Annotated in this window: 14 protein-coding genes; 4 read left to right on the top strand and 10 right to left on the bottom strand. The window is 43.9% G+C overall.

Going from position 1 to position 18,388, the window contains the following annotated elements; translation table 11 throughout:
* The 9 genes from mshL to V7R42_RS14545 form a co-directional block, all read right to left on the bottom strand.
* On the bottom strand, window positions 1-1,749 hold the full coding sequence (gene mshL / locus V7R42_RS14585; protein WP_334020994.1) for a pilus (MSHA type) biogenesis protein MshL: 1,749 nt from the start codon (window positions 1,747-1,749) through the stop codon (window positions 1-3).
* Window positions 1,733-2,053, bottom strand: a complete 321-nt coding sequence (locus V7R42_RS14580) for an agglutinin biogenesis protein MshK (protein ID WP_334020993.1) — start codon at window positions 2,051-2,053, stop codon at window positions 1,733-1,735. The genes mshL and V7R42_RS14580 overlap by 17 nt, the downstream gene beginning before the upstream one ends.
* A gap of 9 nt (window positions 2,054-2,062) precedes the next feature.
* Window positions 2,063-2,710 carry an agglutinin biogenesis protein MshJ gene (locus tag V7R42_RS14575; protein WP_334020992.1) on the bottom strand — a complete coding sequence of 216 codons (648 nt, stop codon included), beginning with the start codon at window positions 2,708-2,710 and terminating at the stop codon, window positions 2,063-2,065.
* Window positions 2,685-3,311 carry a PilN domain-containing protein gene (locus V7R42_RS14570; RefSeq protein WP_334020991.1) on the bottom strand — a complete coding sequence of 209 codons (627 nt, stop codon included), beginning with the start codon at window positions 3,309-3,311 and terminating at the stop codon, window positions 2,685-2,687. The genes V7R42_RS14575 and V7R42_RS14570 overlap by 26 nt, the downstream gene beginning before the upstream one ends.
* Window positions 3,308-4,222: an agglutinin biogenesis protein MshI gene (locus tag V7R42_RS14565; protein ID WP_334020990.1), complete on the bottom strand. Its 915-nt coding sequence runs from the start codon at window positions 4,220-4,222 to the stop codon at window positions 3,308-3,310. Before V7R42_RS14565 ends, V7R42_RS14570 begins: the two co-directional genes overlap by 4 nt.
* A 166-nt stretch (window positions 4,223-4,388) precedes the next feature.
* Window positions 4,389-4,892 (bottom strand): hypothetical protein, encoded by a 504-nt coding sequence (locus V7R42_RS14560; RefSeq protein WP_334020989.1) that lies wholly within the window; start codon window positions 4,890-4,892, stop codon window positions 4,389-4,391.
* Between the two features lie 136 nt (window positions 4,893-5,028).
* The gene (locus V7R42_RS14555; RefSeq protein ID WP_334020988.1) at window positions 5,029-5,613 is read right to left on the bottom strand and encodes a phosphoglycerate mutase family protein; all 585 of its coding nucleotides are present in this window, start codon (window positions 5,611-5,613) and stop codon (window positions 5,029-5,031) included.
* 135 nt (window positions 5,614-5,748) lie between these two features.
* Window positions 5,749-7,296, bottom strand: a complete 1,548-nt coding sequence (gene glpD, locus V7R42_RS14550; RefSeq protein WP_334020987.1) for a glycerol-3-phosphate dehydrogenase — start codon at window positions 7,294-7,296, stop codon at window positions 5,749-5,751.
* A gap of 288 nt (window positions 7,297-7,584) precedes the next feature.
* The gene (locus V7R42_RS14545; RefSeq protein WP_334020986.1) at window positions 7,585-8,343 is read right to left on the bottom strand and encodes a DeoR/GlpR family transcriptional regulator; all 759 of its coding nucleotides are present in this window, start codon (window positions 8,341-8,343) and stop codon (window positions 7,585-7,587) included.
* A gap of 160 nt (window positions 8,344-8,503) precedes the next feature.
* Between V7R42_RS14545 and glpK the strand changes: the two genes are divergently transcribed.
* The 4 genes from glpK (at window position 8,504) to V7R42_RS14525 (ending at window position 17,081) form a co-directional block, all read left to right on the top strand.
* Window positions 8,504-9,988, top strand: a complete 1,485-nt coding sequence (gene glpK, locus V7R42_RS14540) for a glycerol kinase GlpK (RefSeq protein WP_334020985.1) — start codon at window positions 8,504-8,506, stop codon at window positions 9,986-9,988.
* Between the two features lie 304 nt (window positions 9,989-10,292).
* Window positions 10,293-13,040 carry a TonB-dependent receptor gene (locus V7R42_RS14535; protein WP_334020984.1) on the top strand — a complete coding sequence of 916 codons (2,748 nt, stop codon included), beginning with the start codon at window positions 10,293-10,295 and terminating at the stop codon, window positions 13,038-13,040.
* 67 nt (window positions 13,041-13,107) lie between these two features.
* Complete coding sequence (locus V7R42_RS14530) at window positions 13,108-14,562, top strand: SLC5 family protein (protein ID WP_334020983.1); 1,455 nt, start codon at window positions 13,108-13,110, stop codon at window positions 14,560-14,562.
* 389 nt (window positions 14,563-14,951) lie between these two features.
* Window positions 14,952-17,081 (top strand): alpha-galactosidase, encoded by a 2,130-nt coding sequence (locus V7R42_RS14525; RefSeq protein WP_334020982.1) that lies wholly within the window; start codon window positions 14,952-14,954, stop codon window positions 17,079-17,081.
* An 83-nt stretch (window positions 17,082-17,164) separates the two neighbouring features.
* On the opposite strand, the gene V7R42_RS14520 is transcribed toward V7R42_RS14525, so the two are convergent.
* Window positions 17,165-18,256: a tetratricopeptide repeat protein gene (locus tag V7R42_RS14520; RefSeq protein ID WP_334020981.1), complete on the bottom strand. Its 1,092-nt coding sequence runs from the start codon at window positions 18,254-18,256 to the stop codon at window positions 17,165-17,167.
* Window positions 18,257-18,388: the final 132 nt, after the last annotated feature.

Genomic DNA, 18,388 nt, shown 5'->3' with positions numbered 1-18,388 from the left:
TTAGTTTCTATACCACTGATCAAGTAATGACTGAGTGCGAAGACGTTGTTTTTCCCACGTGTCCGGTTGCACAACTGATGGGCGTATCAAGATCACCAGCTCGCGCTTACTTTGCGTTTTGGCTTTGTTTTTAAACGCATTACCAATGAATGGAATGTCACCCAACAAAGGCGTTTTTGATTCTTGCTCACTGGTAACGGTTTCCATCAAACCGCCAATCACGACAATTTCTCCATCGCGGGCACGAATTACCGTATCTGACTCTCGGATATTACTTTGTGCCAGTGGCAGCAAGATTTGTTGATCGCCCACCTGAATGACTTTGGTCTGCTCTGCCGTTTCCGTTACTGATGGGTGAACGTGCAATATAACCGAGCCGCTTCTATCAATTTGAGGGGTAACATCTAAGGCAATACCTGAAAAAAACGGGGTAAGTTCGATGTCATTTTCGTTTTCGGTTTGAGTCGCGCTTTGATCTTCACTGGTCGACACATCGGTGACAAAGTATTCGTCCTGACCGACTTTAATCACTGCTTTCTGGTTGTTAGTGACGGTCACTCTGGGGTTACTCAACATCTGAACATCACCTTGGGTTTGCAGCATATTGATAACGCCGTCAAAGTCACCTCGGGAAATTCTCAAAGTAGAAACGCCGCCAATATCTGTAGAGATTGAGTTCCCTATGCCATTAACTGCATTAATGGCTGGATCTATACCTGCAGCGGTATTTGCAGCAAAGTTTGACGCTATAGCTCCGCCACTGAAGCCAAAGTTCACACTGCCCGTCAAGCCGCTTGCAATACGATCCCAGCGCACGCCTTGCTGATAGCCATCGTTTAGCGTGACTTCAATAATGCGCGCCTCTAATACCACCTGTCGCTGTAAGCTCTCTTGGCTTTGGTTTAAAAAGTCTTTCACCACTGCGATTTCACTGGGCAATGCTCGAACGGTCACTAAGCCCGCTTGGGGTGAAACCACAACCTGGCGGCCTTCTGTTGGAGAGACCAGTACTTTTAGTGCTTCTTTTAAATCGCTCCAAAAGTCGTTTTCACTGGTAGTCTGAATGTTTGAGCCATTGAGCTGTTGGATGTTATTGCCGCCAAGTCCGCCTTGGCCTCCAAAACCACCCTGACCACCTAGCGCGTTCCCGCCAATGTTGTTATTGCCGTTAATTCCACCGTTGTTGCCACCATTGCTTTGGTCTTGCTCACTTACCCCACCAGCAATAACGCTTACGTTAGATACACCGAAGCGCTTGATCATAAGAAAGTTAACCGGGATAGATTCCGTCTTTAGTTGAGAAGGCATAACCTGAATTACCTTTCCTTCCAAAAACACGTCTAACGGATACATTCTCGAAATAATGGTTAACACATCTTCTAACGCCACTTCTTTGAGCGTTAAACTAATTTGCCCTGACACAGCAGGATGAACGGCAACACTGTAGGGTGTGTCTTCAACTAACGCATCGAAAAACGGACGCACGTCTACATTGTTTGCAGAAACTGCAAACATTTTCTGTGATGTTGGCGCAGGTAACGCTTGATAACGGGCAACCTCTGCCAGCAGCTCTTGATTAAGCTGAGGGGGCGGTGTTGGTTTACTTGATGTCGTATTCTGAGAACGTGCTAGTTCATCGCGAATATGAGGTTTTACTTCCTCGCCAACACCATAAGATTGGCAACCTGCCACAACTAACGCTGCAGACAAAACCAATGTGTTAACAATGAGGCTATTTTTTAATTTCATATGCATACATTCTTAGTATTTTCTGCTGACGTCCGTCAGTGATAACCACGTTCTTGGGGTTAATTTTTGATACGGTGTATTCGTTAAGTGTGTCGCCCACGCGGTAAGATTTACCCGATATGATGGCGCTATAACCTGTACTGCGTTTAAAGATAGATTGAAGTGCTAGCTCTCCTGCTACAGCTTCATCATTGCTAGACACTGATGCACTGGCGATTGCAGGCCTAGTCGGGTCGACAGACGCAACTGCAGTTAAGCATGTTGCTATCGCTAAAGCTGAGACCACAATTCTTAACCGTTTCACACTCTCTCCTTACAGCGAGATAAAGGTTTCATTATTGCTTACCGTTGCTAACCTCAGTGCTAACGTGGCGCTTGGGTAAGTTTCAACGTTGTAAGCAAAATCTGTTACTACGACTTTTTCAGGGGCGGCTTGAAGGCGCGCTAGGTAGCTTCGCAGGTCAAAGTAACTTCCCTCAATAATTAAGCGCATGTTATGACGGTAAAACGGTGTGCTTTGAGACTCACCGTCACCAAAGCGTACTGTTTCGGTAGGCTCGACCTTAAAGTTCACTAAACGTACGTTGTCTTCTTCGTTTAGAAGCGTCATAAGCAGCTCGGGCATTCGATCGGCTGCGACAAACCCTTCATTAAGTGAAAGTAGTGCCTCATCAATTGATAGTAGGTCTTTTCTGGCCTTATCGAGTTCTAGCTGCGTGCGCTTTGTATAATCGATGGTTAGCGCTTCTTGAATGGCATCTCTTTGAATGACAAGTGCTTTGTGCTCGCTCTCCTTTCTGATGACTGCTTTATCGGTTACAGACAAGTCATCAAGTGCAGGCGAAACACCAAACCAGAAGAATAGATAGATAATGAGACCAAAACTCACCCATGTAATTAGCTGTTTTTCTCTGCTTTCAAGAGCGGTGAATTTCTCAGAGAGCTGATGGTACTGATTCATCAGCGTCTCCTTCAAAATCTGTGGATATCAAGAATTGTTTCACGTTTTCTTTGCCGTCTACTTCATCAAACTGCACTGAAGAAAATGACTTACCTTGGAAAAACGGAGACTGCTGCAACTTTTTAAGCCACAAAGGTATAGATGAAGGCGCCAAGGTTTGGCCTGACAGGCGAATGGTTTGTGTATCGATATCAATACTCGTCAGCCATAGGTTCTGATTGTGGAAATTAGCCAAATCGTCCATCACCTCGCCGTACTTTGTTGCGTCAAATGACAACTCTCCGCTATCAAGATACGCCAACAGACGTTTTCGGTTTTCGATTTTGGCGTTCACCTTTTCAAGCTGTTGCTGAAGCGACTGGGTGTCTCGTTTCTTCTCGAGTGCAGCGCTTAAGGTTTTAATTTCGCTATTCAATTGGCTAATTGCGTTTGTTTTTTCATTTAACTTTTTCTGCTTCGCCCCCAACGTAATATTGAGCGCGATTACCACTACCAACATGACACCAATTGCCGCGCCATTAAGCCAAAGTACCTTCGAGAATGGTAACCGCTCTTTCTTTGGTTTAAGGGAGTCCTGATAGAGGTTTATGGTTCTTTTCATGCCACCTCTCTCGCTGCAACAAGTGCACTTGCTAACGCAAAGTGGCAGGCAGGTTCAACTACATCGGCTAAATTAAGCTGTGGAGTGAAGACATTCATAGCAGCGGGCTGAAACGGCTTCAGCCGTTCGATCACTGGCACGCAGTCAAATTGAGTTTTAAACAGAATTTCTTTTAAAGGCGGCTGCTTAAGTTGCGACTCATAGAAATCCATTGAGCGTTGAATTTCTAATCCTAATGTATCACTTAGCTGTGACAGGTCTGTCTGCTCATTAACTTTGCTTACAAACCCACGTAAGCGACGTGCCAACCAAATAGCCTGAGAGCGCACTATCATTAAAAACGGTTCACTGTTGGGCTCTTGGATGATGAGTAGTCGCGCATAGTCATCATTTGGCGCCATTTCAGTTGCTAACACTTCTTTGGTGTGGATATGAGTAAGCCGCTTGTCTTTCTTTTTTGCCATGCTCGCTGCGACGGCAGCAAGTGAGGACTTTTCGGCAGCGAATACATCTATCTTTTGTCCGCCAGTTCGACTTTTAACCGGGTAATCGACATAGTCTAAAACCATGTTACTGGATTCATAGGGAACCAGCTCTCCAAGAGTCCACGGTAACGCCGTTGTAATGTCCTCTTTTGCCATTTCTGGCTTATCAACCTGTACCATGTGGTACATATCCTGTGAAAGCACTATAGAAACATTACAGGTCGATTTAGCAAACGGGCTTAACGCCGCCGCTAGCTGTTGCTTGAGAGGCTGATGCTGATCATAGGGTAGTGAAGAAACAGAATTAAGTGAAACTGCGTCGCCACTGCGCTCTATGGCCACAATATGTAGCTCAGAAGCACAGACCGATACGCCTACAGTGACGCTAGTTTCGTTACTTTTCGAAGAAAATAAGCGTGAAAGCATAAATCTACTTAATTCGTTAATGCCGAGTATTATCTTATAATCGACAATACCTTATGGCGCCAATGAGTAACATGGCATTAACTCAAAAGTAGACTAATTATCTAAATAGAACAAATACCTATATAAGTATAGGCTTATATTGTGCGAGTTCGTTTATGTGGCCAGTTTAATCGCTTAAATTTGTTACTGTTCCGCTTGCAGGAAAATAGTCGAAATGCACGCCACTACTTAAGCTGAAGCGACACCAGTAATTGTCTTCGTTTTTTTCAAGTTCTGCGTAATAGTTTGCATGGACCTTAAAGCCGTCAACGCGTAGTGGTTCCGCCACTAACGATGTCCATATTTTTTCACACCCTGCACTAGAGAGCTCTGCGGCCGGCCATCCTTTGTGGTTCATTCTTACCGGAGTTCTGTTCGTCTCTTTGCCCAATTCATTATAGTGAATCAGCATTATCATCGTAGTGGGTTCACGTACACGCCATTGCCAGTGAGACGATGCAACGTGACGCTTGAACGTATCGAGGTTTAATTCAAATGCGATGATTGTAGTGTCTTGCTCATCAGTATGGAGAAAGCGAATGGTGACACCAAGTGTAATTGCGAAAATAATCGCAATGGCTGCTTTAAAAATATTGGAAGTGAAAGGTTTTTTTTTATTAGTTTTATGCATTTTTGATTTCCCCATGCCTTTGCTCAAGTCCCTAACGCTTGAGTAGCATTCTTCTATTTTATCGACATTTTGAAAAAAAGATGAAGTGGGTATAAACAAACATTAGGAAAAAATGCGTAAAAACGTGCTCTCCTTTTTATGACAATACTTTGTGCAATATGGTAACGCCCCAAAAATCGCCGTCTTTTTGCTTTAGTTGCCATCCATTTTTTATAAGTGATTTTCGTGTAAAGTAGTTCGTCATACCATGCCCAAATAGCACTATTTTCTCATGGTCCTCACTGAGTTTTTCAATACGCTCTGAAACGAAAATGACCCTTTCTTTCGCATCTCTGAAACTCTCAAATCTACCTTTGAACCCAATAAACCATAATGCACGACTTAAAACCACCCAATGCCAACTGCGCAACGTAAACGGTAGTTTGTAATAGGGTATATCCATTTCTTTGAGATGGGGTAACTCTTCATCAATTTGCGTCGCGCCGTAATAAGCCGCAGACAATTTTGCCCGTAATAATGGGCTGACCACAATATAGCTATTGTCGATAGGAATTTTCTGCTTTGGATGACTTGTAGGATCAAGTGCGGACTTGTCGTAGTTACGCACCCATTGAGCATATTGCGCTGAATTCACTTTGTCATTATGCGCCGAGAGAGGCTTGCCATGCCTGATAAGTACGACTTCCTTGACGGTAGTTTTGTTTACAACGTCCTTGTTCATTATCAGTAGTCTACTTGATCTTATTGAGTTAACTATTAAGGCAATGTCGCCGCGCTATCGCTCGTTATAAACCCAAGCAAAGTGAGTTTTAATTCATCCCCGCCAGACTTGATCTAAGGTGTGCATTTTGTCGAACTAAGCACTTACCCGTTCAGCATCCACAGGCTCAACTGCGTGAGTCACACCAGCGACTTTCTCTGCAATATAAGAAGATAGTGATTCCTGTTCAACGTTATTCAAGCGTAAACCATGTTTTGTTCGGCGCCAAATTACGTCTTCTAGGCAACAGGCCCATTCACACTCTATAAGGTAGTCAACTTCTGCCTGATACATACCAGCCCCGAAATGTGTCCCCATGGCATCTACTGACGCTTTACCTTTCAGAAACTTATAGCTTAATAGGCCATACTGTCTTGCGTAACGTTCAGCGATAGCGTTGTCCAGCCAAGAAAATTCGACAGTTAGTTGGGCAACCAGCGATGCTTGACTTTCAAATGCTCCGCCAGGAAGTGGTACTTCCTTGGTCCATGCTTTTTTTGCTTTAGGGAAACAGGAAACAAGTTTATCGACCGCATGTTCTGAGAGCTTTCGATAGGTTGTAATTTTTCCGCCAAATATATTTAGCAGCACAGGCTCTCCAGCCTCCCCCTTAAGCTCGACTTTATAGTCCCGCGTAAGTTCTTGTGCTGATGCACTTTTCTCTTCTAAAAGAGGGCGCACACCACTGTACGTATGAATTATATCTTCGCGGGTTATTTTGGACTTAAAGTAGTTATTAACGACATCGATTAAGTAATCCGTTTCTCCATTTGAAATTGCGGCTTCTGAGGGATTACCTTTAAAGTCTTCGTCCGTTGTGCCTACAAGTGAGAAGTCCCCTTCGTATGGGATCACAAATACAATACGCCCGTCTTTATTTTGCAGAATGTACGCTTCATCAGTGTGGTATAGCTTGGGAACAATGAAGTGGCTTCCCTTTACCATGCGCATTGCATTGGGGTTGTGAATATTAACCAAGCGATCTAAGAACGATACCGCCCAAGGTCCTGCTGCATTGACAATTGACCTAGCCCTAACTGTAAACGTTTTCCCTTTCGACGTTTTGAGTTCCACTTTCCATAGATTATCTTGCTTTTCGGCTTTAACGCATTCAGTACGCGTATATATGGTCGCCCCCTGATCTTGGGCAGCAAGCGCATTTAGTACCACTAAGCGTGCATCATCTACCCAACCATCTGAGTATTCAAAACACGTAGAAATATCACTTACCAAAGGGCTTTCGCTGGTGGTCGTTAGTTTACGAGAACGTGGCAACATATTGCGTTTAGCCAAAGAATCATATAGGAATAAACCAATTCGTATCATCCACGCTGGGCGTAAGTGCTTTTGGTGAGGCAAACGAAAACGCAGCGGCCACATAATGTGGGGCGCTTTCTTCAACAATACTTCGCGTTCCGCTAGCGCCTCTTTGACTAAGCGAAATTCATAATGCTCTAGATACCTGAGGCCGCCATGAATTAGCTTACTACTAGACGATGAGGTCGCTCCGCCTAGGTCGCCTTTTTCACACAAAGCAACTGAAAGCCCGCGTCCCGCTGCATCAAGCGCTACACCCACGCCGTTGACACCGCCGCCAACGACAAGGACGTCGACAGTCTGTTCAGTTTGATTGCTTTGACTCATAAATTGCCTCTAGTGATATTTGTATAGATATCCTCATATAGCTGTCTATTTGACAAGCAAAAAGAAAACATGTCAACACAAAACGAACAATTTCGAACATTAAGGAAAGTTGGAAAGCGTAATAATAAGTCAGAAAGTTTCTGACAGATGCATTAACGATTAGGTTAATGAAAAGAAGTAGTGTGTTAGTGGCATTTATTTAAAAACGTACCTCAAGTAGGCTGTTGAGCGTGAGTAAAGGAGTAAGAAGCCTAATTAAGCGTTTAAGAAGAGGTGGAGCAAAGGCACTTATGCCTTAACGAAAGTAATGTTATTTTCCTTTATAATTTCACTTATGCTAGGCGGTGGTACTTTATCACAAACCAAACAATCGACTTGTGAAATATGTCCCTGCTCTACCATTGCTCGGCGTTCGAATTTGCTGTAGTCCGCGGCTAATATAACATGCTGTGTATGTTCCAAAATGGCTTGGGACACTTTCACTTCTCTAAAATCAAAATCAAGTAATGCTCCGTCTGAGCTAATACCACTTATTCCTATAATTCCGTAATCCATGCGGAACTGGCTTATAAAGTCGCAGGTAGCCTCGCCAATTATACCGCCATCGCGATAACGAACTTCGCCAGCAGCAATAATGACAGAGAAATCTTCTTTAGCCGAAAGAATGGTAGCAACATGAATATTGTTGGTTACCACGTGAAGGTTTTTGTGATTGAGCAATTTGGTTGCGATCAACTCTGTGGTCGTACCTATATTGATAAACAGCGATGCGCCGTTAGGGATCATCCCAGCCACGGCTTCTGCGATTTTCTCTTTGACCTCACGGTTTTGGGTTTTTCTTTCTTGATATGGCGTATTTTCCCAACTTCTATTTAGGCCAGCACCACCATGATAGCGGCTTACGACGCCACTCTCGGCTAGCTGGTTAAGATCTCGACGGATTGTTTGCGGCGTGACTTCGCAAGCACTGACTAAATCGTCAATAGACATAAAACCATGCAGCTTTATAAGCGCAACAATTTTTTCGTGTCTTTGCGTTTGATTCATCGCGAGTCCTAAAAGTGAGAAAATAATGTTGATTATACGTGCATAAATTCAATGTTCCTATAACAAAACGAAACGCCAATGTTCGTTTTCGAAAATATAGCATTGTTAATCCAGTGTAAATGATGCAAACTCTGTGAAAACTTTCTTCAGGAGTGACCTTATGGGACAACATATTCTTGCCATTGACCAAGGCACAACGAGCTCTCGCAGCATCATCTTTTCTCCAAAAGGCAATATTGACGCTATTGCACAACAGGAATTTTCTCAAAAATATCCTAAAGATGGTTGGGTCGAGCATGACCCAGAGGAAATTTGGGAAAGCGTTGTCTCTACTCTCAAAAAAGTTTTTAAAAAATGTTCGTTGACGCCATCAGATATCGCAGCCATAGGTATCACTAACCAACGCGAAACGACATTAGTGTGGAATAAGAATACTGGCGAGCCTGTCTATCCAGCGATTGTTTGGCAAGACAGACGCACAGCCCAGCTTTGCCGTGATTTAAGCGAAGATGAAGACCTCGTTTCACACATTACTCAATCAACCGGGCTTCTATTAGACCCTTATTTTTCTGCCACAAAAGTAGCTTGGATATTAGACAACGTAGAAGGTGCTCGGCAGCAAGCCGAAAACGGTGAACTTCTGTTTGGAACGGTAGACACTTTCCTTATTTGGCGTTTAACGGGTGGTGAGTCACACAAAACTGATGCTACTAACGCCTCGCGAACAATGTTGTTCGATATCAATAATCAATGCTGGGATGAAAAATTACTAAAGAAATTTAATATTCCACCCTCAATGTTACCTGAAGTAATGGACTGCGCGGCCGACTTTGGTGTAACAAAAGAAGATATTATAGGTAGAGCTATTCCCATTCAAGGTGTCGCAGGCGACCAGCAGGCCGCATTAGTGGGCCAGGCTTGCTTCGAAAAAGGTATGGCAAAAAGCACCTACGGCACGGGCTGCTTTATGATATTGAACACCGGTGACGCCCCATTGCAATCGAAAAACCGATTACTCACCACCGTTGGTTATCGCCTTAATGGTAAAACCACTTACGCTCTTGAAGGCAGTATTTTTATGGCCGGGGCAACCGTTCAGTGGCTCAGAGATGGCTTAAAGCTTATTGATGATGCTGCGGAAACGGAGGCGCTTGCACAGCGAGCAAGACAAGATAACGGCGTGTTTCTTGTCCCCGCATTTACTGGTTTAGGTGCACCTTACTGGGATCCAGATGCCCGCGGCGCAATTTTGGGTTTAACGCGCGACACGGGCATTAGCGAAATTGTTGCTGCGGGGTTACAGTCTGTTTGCTACCAGACTAAAGACTTGCAAAAAGCAATGGAAAGCGATGGGGCTCGCCCCACAAACATCCGTGTAGATGGCGGTATGTCGCGTAATGATTGGGTTATGGGCTTTCTATCAGACATATTAGGCGCTGAAGTTGAACGCCCTGAGATTACGGAAACCACCGCGCTTGGCGCTGCTTTTCTGGCAGGATTACAGGCTGGCATCTTCGATTCAATCGACGATTTAACTCGTTGTTGGAAGAGTGATAGCGTTTTCACTCCAAGATTGACCAAGCAAGAACGTGATCAAGCCTATGATGGTTGGAAAGCCGCCGTCGACCGTATCCGCTGCAGCTAATTTTCGCTTGTTTTTCTGATTGTTAATAAAGTGCGGTTATAAACCGCACTTTTTTTATACAAAAAAATTTTTTATAACATTGTAATTACATTGTCATTTTGTGCTAGTATTGGATCCAAGGTAAACGTTTCACCTTTTACCTTAAAACAGAAACGTTATATTTTTCATAAAGTTACAAATTATAATCAAAGAAATACAACGTTAAATGTGTAAAAGTATTGTTAATAAGCTTGATCCGCACATACAAAAACGTAATTTAAGTGCAAAGTACGTTAAGACGTAGCCTACTCACGGAGAAAACACAGTGACACATAAAATTAACACATCAAAGTTAGGCCCTATTGCGAAACGCTCACTTTTAGGTGTTGCTATCGCCTCTGCCCTACATGCACCTATTTCACTGGCGCAGGAAGCAAATACAGCCACTGACAAAGAAGTGGAAGTTATCGAAGTTAAAGGTTTTACCAGCTCTTTGAAAGCATCGATGCTAGATAAAAAAGCATCTGATGTTGTTTACGACGGTATTACTGCTGAAGACCTAGGTAAATTTCCGGACCAAAACGTAGCAGAATCACTACAAAGAATTACTGGTGTTGCCATTGATCGTTCAGGTGGTGAAGGTCAATTTATTACTGTCCGTGGTTTCGGCCCAGATTTTAACACCGTACTTGTTAACGGCCGCCAAATAGCTACAGAAAACCAAGGTCGTGCTTTTAGTTTCGATACGCTTCCAGCTGAACTAATCAGCGGTGCAAAAGTTTACAAGAGCCCTCTCGCTTCTATGCAAGAAGGTGGTATCGGTTCAACCGTTGAAATTACAACTGCTCGTCCATTCGCATTTGACGGTTTCAAGGCCGTTGCAAGCGTAAAAGGTATGTACGAAGACCTTTCTGAAGAAACAACGCCGCAAATGTCTGGCTTAATTACCAATACCTTTATGGATGGTAAATTAGGTGTGTTAGCTGCTGCATCATTTCAACAGCGTAAGCTACAAACAAACATGCTAGAAACGCGCTACTGGCGTCCGAGGGTAGACATTACTGATCGTTCAGAGCTGGACAACCCTGAATACGCAGACAATGCACAATACAGAAATGTATACGTCCCACAGAACTTTGACCAAATCGTTGATTTAGTCGATCGCGAAAGAACATCTGGTAACCTTGTTGTTCAGTACGCTCCTAACGATGACATGACGCTTACCTTAGATGGCCTTTACTCTAAGTTTGAAGTTGACTCAGACGCGCACAGTGTTGGTCATTGGTTCACAGACAGTAACCTCGACAACATGTCTTTCAACGATAATGGCAGCCTAACTGGTGTAACAAGTACTATTGTAGAAGGTGCTGGTGGTGCGACTGACTTTATTCGCCGCCGCTATGGTCGAGATGTTGAAATCCAAGCATTCGGTGCAAACTTTGAATGGTTAGTAAACGACAACTTAACTGCAAACATTGATATCTCCACTTCAACTGCCGAAGACAGCAGTGGTGGTGACAACTTCTTCACTGTTGTGGGTTACAACAATGAATACAGTGTAGACTTCACAGGTGCTACCCCATCATTGACTGTTGCCGGTGGTGATGCCGCTTTGCAAACACCGTCGCTAGGCCGCATGCACTATAATGAACGCAACGGTTTTGACACGGAAGATACCATCAGTGAGTACCGTGCAGATTTCTCGTGGGTACCTGATTCAGATAATGCGTTCTACAAAGCGGATTTTGGTATCTATTTCCAAGATCGTGAAAAATCTAATACTCGTCTATTCGCGTCAGGTTGTAACGTTTATTGCGGCTACAATTTTGACTTCCCTGATGAACTTTTAAGTGTATTTACTGCACAAAACTACTTCGGCGGTGTGCCTAATCAGTGGCTTACCTACGACCCTGAAGCGTTCTTTGACTTCGCAACGTCTGATGCAGCGGTGCAGCAAATTGCTGACGCTACAGGTCAATCATTCGATGATGTTCGCGCAGCGATTGACGCAACAAATATTGCTAACCCTCAGCCAAGCAATGACTCATTCGTAGTGAGTGAAGAAGTGTTAAGTGCCTACGCACAATTTTACTTCACCACTGAAATTTCAGACATGCCACTTGATGTTAACTTTGGCTTCCGTTACAGCGAAACAGATACATCTGTAGATGGTACAGTTCAGGTTTTACAGGACCTTCAGCCTATTCCTGGCGATGACTCAGACTTCAATGCAGTATTTGAAGACGACGGCGAAGGCAAACCGATTAATGCTACTAATAGTTATTCAAGTCTTCTGCCTAATCTTAACGTTAAATTGCAGTTGACCGACGATTTGTACTTGAGATATGCATATTCAGAAACGTTGACTCGTCCAATGATGGACGACTTAGTACCGGTATTTAACGTAACGGTTTCACGCCCTGGAAACCTACAGGCTACTGAAGGCAATACAGAGCTTCAGCCATATAAATCTACAGGCTGGGATGTGTCACTAGAATGGTATTATGATGATACTAGCTATTTGTCTGCAGCTGTTTTTAACAAAGAAGTTGAAGACTTTATTTCTGGCCAGCTTTTCGAAGAAAGCCAATTCTTAGAAAGTGGCGAATATGTATTTTCTGTACTTCGACCTAGCAATGGCGATACGCTTGAAGTGGAAGGCTTAGAGCTTGCTTGGTTGCACACGCTTGAAAATGGCTTCGGTATTCAAGCTAACGCGACTATCGTTAACTCAGATGCAGAATTTAGCCTACCAGGCTTAGGTAACTCACAAAACATTACCTTGTTCTACGAAAAAGACGCGTTCCAAGCGCGTGTTGCACTGAACAATCGTGAAACGTTTATGCAAGAAGCTATAAGCACTCTTGGCGGTACTGAACCCCGTTTCACCGAGACTTACACCCAAGTTGATATGAGTGTAAGTTACGATGTGACTGAGTCTGTTACGGTATTCTTCGAAGGCATTAACATTACTGACGAAGAGCTAACCCGTCGTGGTCGCTTATCAGAACACTTCGTTCAACAAGTTGCCGACGGTGCTCGTTACGCCGTAGGTGTTCGTGCTAGTTTCTAATAACAACTAGTCTAACAAGGGGGCGCTGTTGCCCCCTTTTTGTCTTTATTCTGCTGAGGAGTTTTTCGTGTCAGGCAGCTTAACCCAACTTGTCGTTTTTATTTTCATCACCGCACTTATCGGGCTTCTTACCTATCTTAAGTGTCGCGGTCATGGGCATAGTAAAGCCAACGAAAACAAAGAATATTTCTTAGCTGGCGGCGGACTAACATGGATATACGTCGCGGGCTCAATAACGTTAACTAATTTAAGTACCGATCAACTTGTAGGAATGAACGGTAACCAAATGGCACTGCTTGCGTGGTGGGAAATTGCTGCCGTTGCCGGCCTTATCATTTTGGCAAGGGTATTTCTTCCCGTCTATTACCACTACCAGTGCACCACAACCACAGAGTTGCTGGAAATGCGCTATAACAACAAGCACATAAGAGCACTCATAGGCCTTCTTTTTTTCCTAGGTAGTAGTCTCATTTTCATGCCTGCCGTTATCTACACCGGCTCATTATTCATGATTAATATGTTCAACGTAGACATTCCACTAATGTATGTGGCCACTGCATTTGCGCTTATTGGCGCTTTTTATGCTATTTTTGGCGGCCTTCGCGCGGTTGCGGTTTCAGATACGTATTCTGGTGTATTGCTTCTTACTATGGCCATTGTGGTTGTCGTTCTTGCACTGTTTGCTATCGATTTCGATTTTTCAGGTATTCCCTCCGATCGCCTTACTCTTATTGGTGACAATAATTCTCCACTTCCCTGGCATACATTGCTAACGGGGATGATTTTCATACAAACATTTTATTGGAGCACAAACCAAGTTATTACTCAGCGTGCAATGGCTGCGCCTAATTTAAAAGAAGCACAAAAAGGCGTTTACGCAGCAGCCATTATTCGCTTTATTGTAGTGCCAACTATAATTGTTGTTCCTGGAATAATCTCGTTTAAGCTTTATGGAGATATAAACGATGCAGCCTACGGTACGCTGGTAGGTGATGTACTACCTAGCTGGCTATCAGGTGTATTTGCAGCGGCCCTCGCTGCCGCAGTACTCACTACTTACAACAGTAACCTTAACTCCGCGACTGCACTTTATGTCTGCGACATACACGAGGCGTATTTTCAGAAGAAGCCTAACGTTGCGCGTTTAAGTGGGTTCGTTACCGCGGCACTCACCATTGTTTCGTTGCTAATGGTGCCTATATATGCCCAAGCAGAGAGCATTATAAATCTACTTCAGCAGTTGTTCGGATTACTCAGTATGCCCATTCTCTCTATTTTTATAGTGGGGCTATTATTTAACAATGTAAACGCAAATGCCGGTATTGCTGCAGTAGTATTTGGCGTAGTGTTATACGCTTACTTTAGCTTTGTACATGCACCATTCGGCTTACACTATATCCATTTGATGTTAGTTACATTGGTTTGTTGTATTGCGCTCGCCCTTGTCTTAAACCGAATTATATTTAAGCAAAAGGCACAATGGCGTGGTCATTTGATAGATAAAGAGGAAGCACACGGCTAAAAAGGACAGTCATTCATTGGCTGGTTCAGATAATTAGGATTACTGCGGTTGTGGCAGAATAAAAGTACGGCCTACTGGGCCCCTTTTTGATGCCACACACCATGAACTAGATGAAAGCAGCGATAAAGTTCTATAAGCGTGATTGAGTCATGTTTATGACATCCTATTAATGTTGGCAAAGGTACGTGGTTTAATGCGACGTACTTCTACCAACACCACCGTATCTGAAACAAATTTAATCACTCTGCCGTGTGCTAAAAGCAGGTATTAAGATCGATAATCCGTTGTAAAACCAAAAAACTGTACGAATGTTCTTTCTGTACATTTCAGTCATCTTTTCTTTAAACAACATGCACTATCGACATCTAGGCATGTAAAATGAGGTTTTTATGTCGTCACTCACACCATTCGTTCGACTGTCGAACGAGAAAGCCACATTAATATTCGACTGCCAGGGCCGTATGCCCAAAGTCATTTACTATGGTGCGCCATTAAGTGACAGTACCACGCCAGAAATGCTGAGCGTTTTAAACACCCGTCAAGAAGCCAAATGTGCACCTGTCATTGAACCACCAATTACCTTAGTGCCTACCCATGGTGAAGGCTGGACGGGTCAACCAGGCCTTGAAGTGTCCGGTGATGCTGACCAGTGGTCAGCGGGCTTTAGTCTGACTGAAATTGTTAAAGATGCACAATCCGTTGCTTTTGTAAGCGAAGACGCTCGCCGCGGTATGCGTCTTATCACAACGGCTGAACTCGATAACAATACCAGCATAGTAAAATACGTTTCTCGTATAGAAAACAGTAGCGAAACACCGCTCAATTTGGGCTACTTGAATGCTGCTAGCCTGCCCCTGCCTACGACAGTAAGCAAAATTAAAACGTTTGAAGGCCGTTGGTCAGCAGAGTTTCAAACCAAAGACCATGACTTATTCTTTGGAAGCTACGTACGAGAAAATCGTCGCGGCAAAACGTCTCACGACACTTTTCCCGGTTTAATTGCATTTCCTGAAGGGACAGGTGAGCTTAGCGGTGAGTGCTATGGTTATCACTTGGGCGCCTCAGCAAATCATAAGCTTCGCGCAGAGCTGATGGCTGATGGCAGAAGCTATGTTCAGTTCGGTGAACTATTGTTTCCGGGTGAAGTAGTACTTAATGCTGGGGACAGCTACACATCGCCAGTGCTTTATACCGGCTATGGCTGTGAAGGCTTTTCTTCTCTGTCGCAACAGTTCCACAATTTTATACGTAGTAATGTTCTAAACCATAGCGCCGAGTCTAAACCTCGCCCAGTTCACTACAACACCTGGGAAGGAATTTACTTCGATCATAATGAAGAAGAACTAAAAGCCTTAGCTGATAAAGTAGCGCCACTAGGTATTGAGCGCTTTGTGTTAGACGATGGCTGGTTCAAAGGACGCAGAAACGACAAGGCTGGGCTTGGTGACTGGTTCGTGGATGAAGCCATCTACCCAGAAGGACTAGACGGGCTAATTAACCATGTTACTGGTCTTGGCATGGAGTTCGGCATTTGGTTTGAGCCAGAAATGGTTAACCCGGATAGCGATTTATATCGCGCACACCCTGAGTGGGCGCTGCAAACCGAGAATAACCCTCACGTTCCTTTCAGAAATCAGTACGTATTGGATTTAACCAACCCTGAAGTGGTTGAGTACCTTTATAAAGTGATTACTGATGTGCTGAAGGCGTACCCTAAAATCAGCTACATCAAATGGGACATGAACCGCGACGTAAACCACCCAGGTAACCTCCAAGGTAAACCTGCGATGCATGGTCAAATGGCAGCGCTTTATAGTTTAATTGACCGCGTTAAAGCCGCGAAGCCAGGCATTGAGATTGAGAGCTGCTGTTCTGGCGGCGGCCGTGTAGACTTAGGTATTTTGCCACATACAGACCGATTCTGGACGTCAGACTCTAACGACGCACTAGACCGTTTATACATTCAGCGCGGCTGCTCTTACTTCTTCCCCTCTGAAGTTATGGGCGCCCACGTAGGCCCGCGCGATTGCCATATTACGGGGAGAAACCTACCCATCGAAATTCGCTCTGCGGTCGCTTTGTTTGGTCATATGGGCATAGAAATGGACCCACGTGAACTTACAGAGCACGAGCAAAAAGTACTAACCCACGCCATTTCTCTTTATAAGAAATATCGACACATTACCCACGGCGGCGACCTGTTCCGCATGGATGATGACGGCATGAATGTGAAATTTGGTTATGTGTCGAAAGACAAGCAGGAAGGTATTTTTGCATATAACAGTGTTACAGAAACCGTACGCACTACACCGAATCGTTTCTACTTCGCAGGGCTTGATGCTAACAAGCAATACACCATTGAGCGTGTATGGCCTGAAAAGCTAAAAGAATACACACCCTCAATTTTGCAACAAACCGAAGGGCAAGTATTCTCTGGCGAAGTGTTGATGAAATACGGAATGCAGCTGCCAGTACTCTTTCCGCAAACAGCGCTGATTTATACTGTTAAAGCGGTATAGCTTTCTAATCGCTATGGACACATAAGCCCTGTGCCCTTTTAAGCACTGCCTAAGGAAAATACGAGTAAGCGAGCTACGCGGTATTACACCGCCGCTCGCTTTTTTAGTGCCTTTTTAATTCTTTTAAGTGTCTTAGCAAAGCGTTCATCTTTATCTTCTTTTATCGTCTCAACAACGGTTTGCGCCTCATTTACCTTATCAGCGTTAAGAAGAAGTTCAGCTAAGCGTAGCTGTGCCCAATTAACTGTTGGCAGACCTTCAGTATCAATGGTCGCAATTTGGTAGTCTTCCAAATAGCTTTTTAACGCGTTAATACCTGAAGCTGTGTACTCACCACTTTCAACAGCAACTTGTCCTAAGCGGTACTTTCCATACATAAGATTGGCTTTACGCTTTTGATAAGTATTCCAAGCCTCAGTATCTGCTTTCGAAACCGCATCCACGTCTGTATCTGATAACGGCAACAAAGTATCGTAAGATGCAGCGTACTGCTCTTCACCTAAATAGAAACTACCTAGCTCAACCCTAGCCCGAATCTGAGTACTATCATCTTCAATCAAAGAGGCAAAGATCGCCTCTGCTTCTGCCTGCTTATCTTTTTCCAAATAAACCTTAGCTAAAGCGAACTGACCTTCGGTAGCATCTAGTTTTGAAATGGTTTGCGCAAGTGCCATTGCTTCACTCATGTCTCCTCCGGCAATGGAGGGGGCCATTAGGTGAAACTGCATTAAGGCTTGGTAGACGGCGACCTCTTCAGGGGCAATTTCTACGGCTTTCTCTAAACTCTTCTTTGCTTTTTTCGCATAGCCTAGGGCCGAGAATATACTACTTGAAGCTTGAGCTCCCATTATACTCGCGTGTGTATGATAAGCTTTATAGTTATCACTGTAATCCTGAATAAATTGCTCTGCTGCCTCTTCTGCATCATCTAAATCAATGTTCATTAGGGCAGAAATAAGCATGTTGTGCTGCTCTGGCGATTTACCTTCAACAGCTTCGAGGGACTCTACAACGTAACTAAAGTCGCCTTGTTTAAAGTAAGTTTTTAGCGTTACTACATCATCGGCACTCCCTGTAGCAACGTTTTGTGCTGCTGAATAGCTTTGGGTCACAGCTATCGACGGCATTAACAAAATAGAACAGGCACATATTGCTGACACAGTAAATTTACGCATTATCACTTCCTTATGGTTTAGCTTATAGTTTGTTTTATAAAGTATTTAGAGGTGCTGCTTCAGAGCGTTTTTTACTATCAAGGATTAGAAGAAGCAGTCTTACATTAAGCCACTATGCGTTACGATGGAAAA

The organism is Alteromonas sp. S015 (genome assembly GCF_036864485.1).
Lineage (GTDB): Bacteria > Pseudomonadota > Gammaproteobacteria > Enterobacterales > Alteromonadaceae > Alteromonas.
Note: the sequence above shows the minus strand (reverse complement) of the source record. Positions and strands in the feature narration are given on the sequence as shown.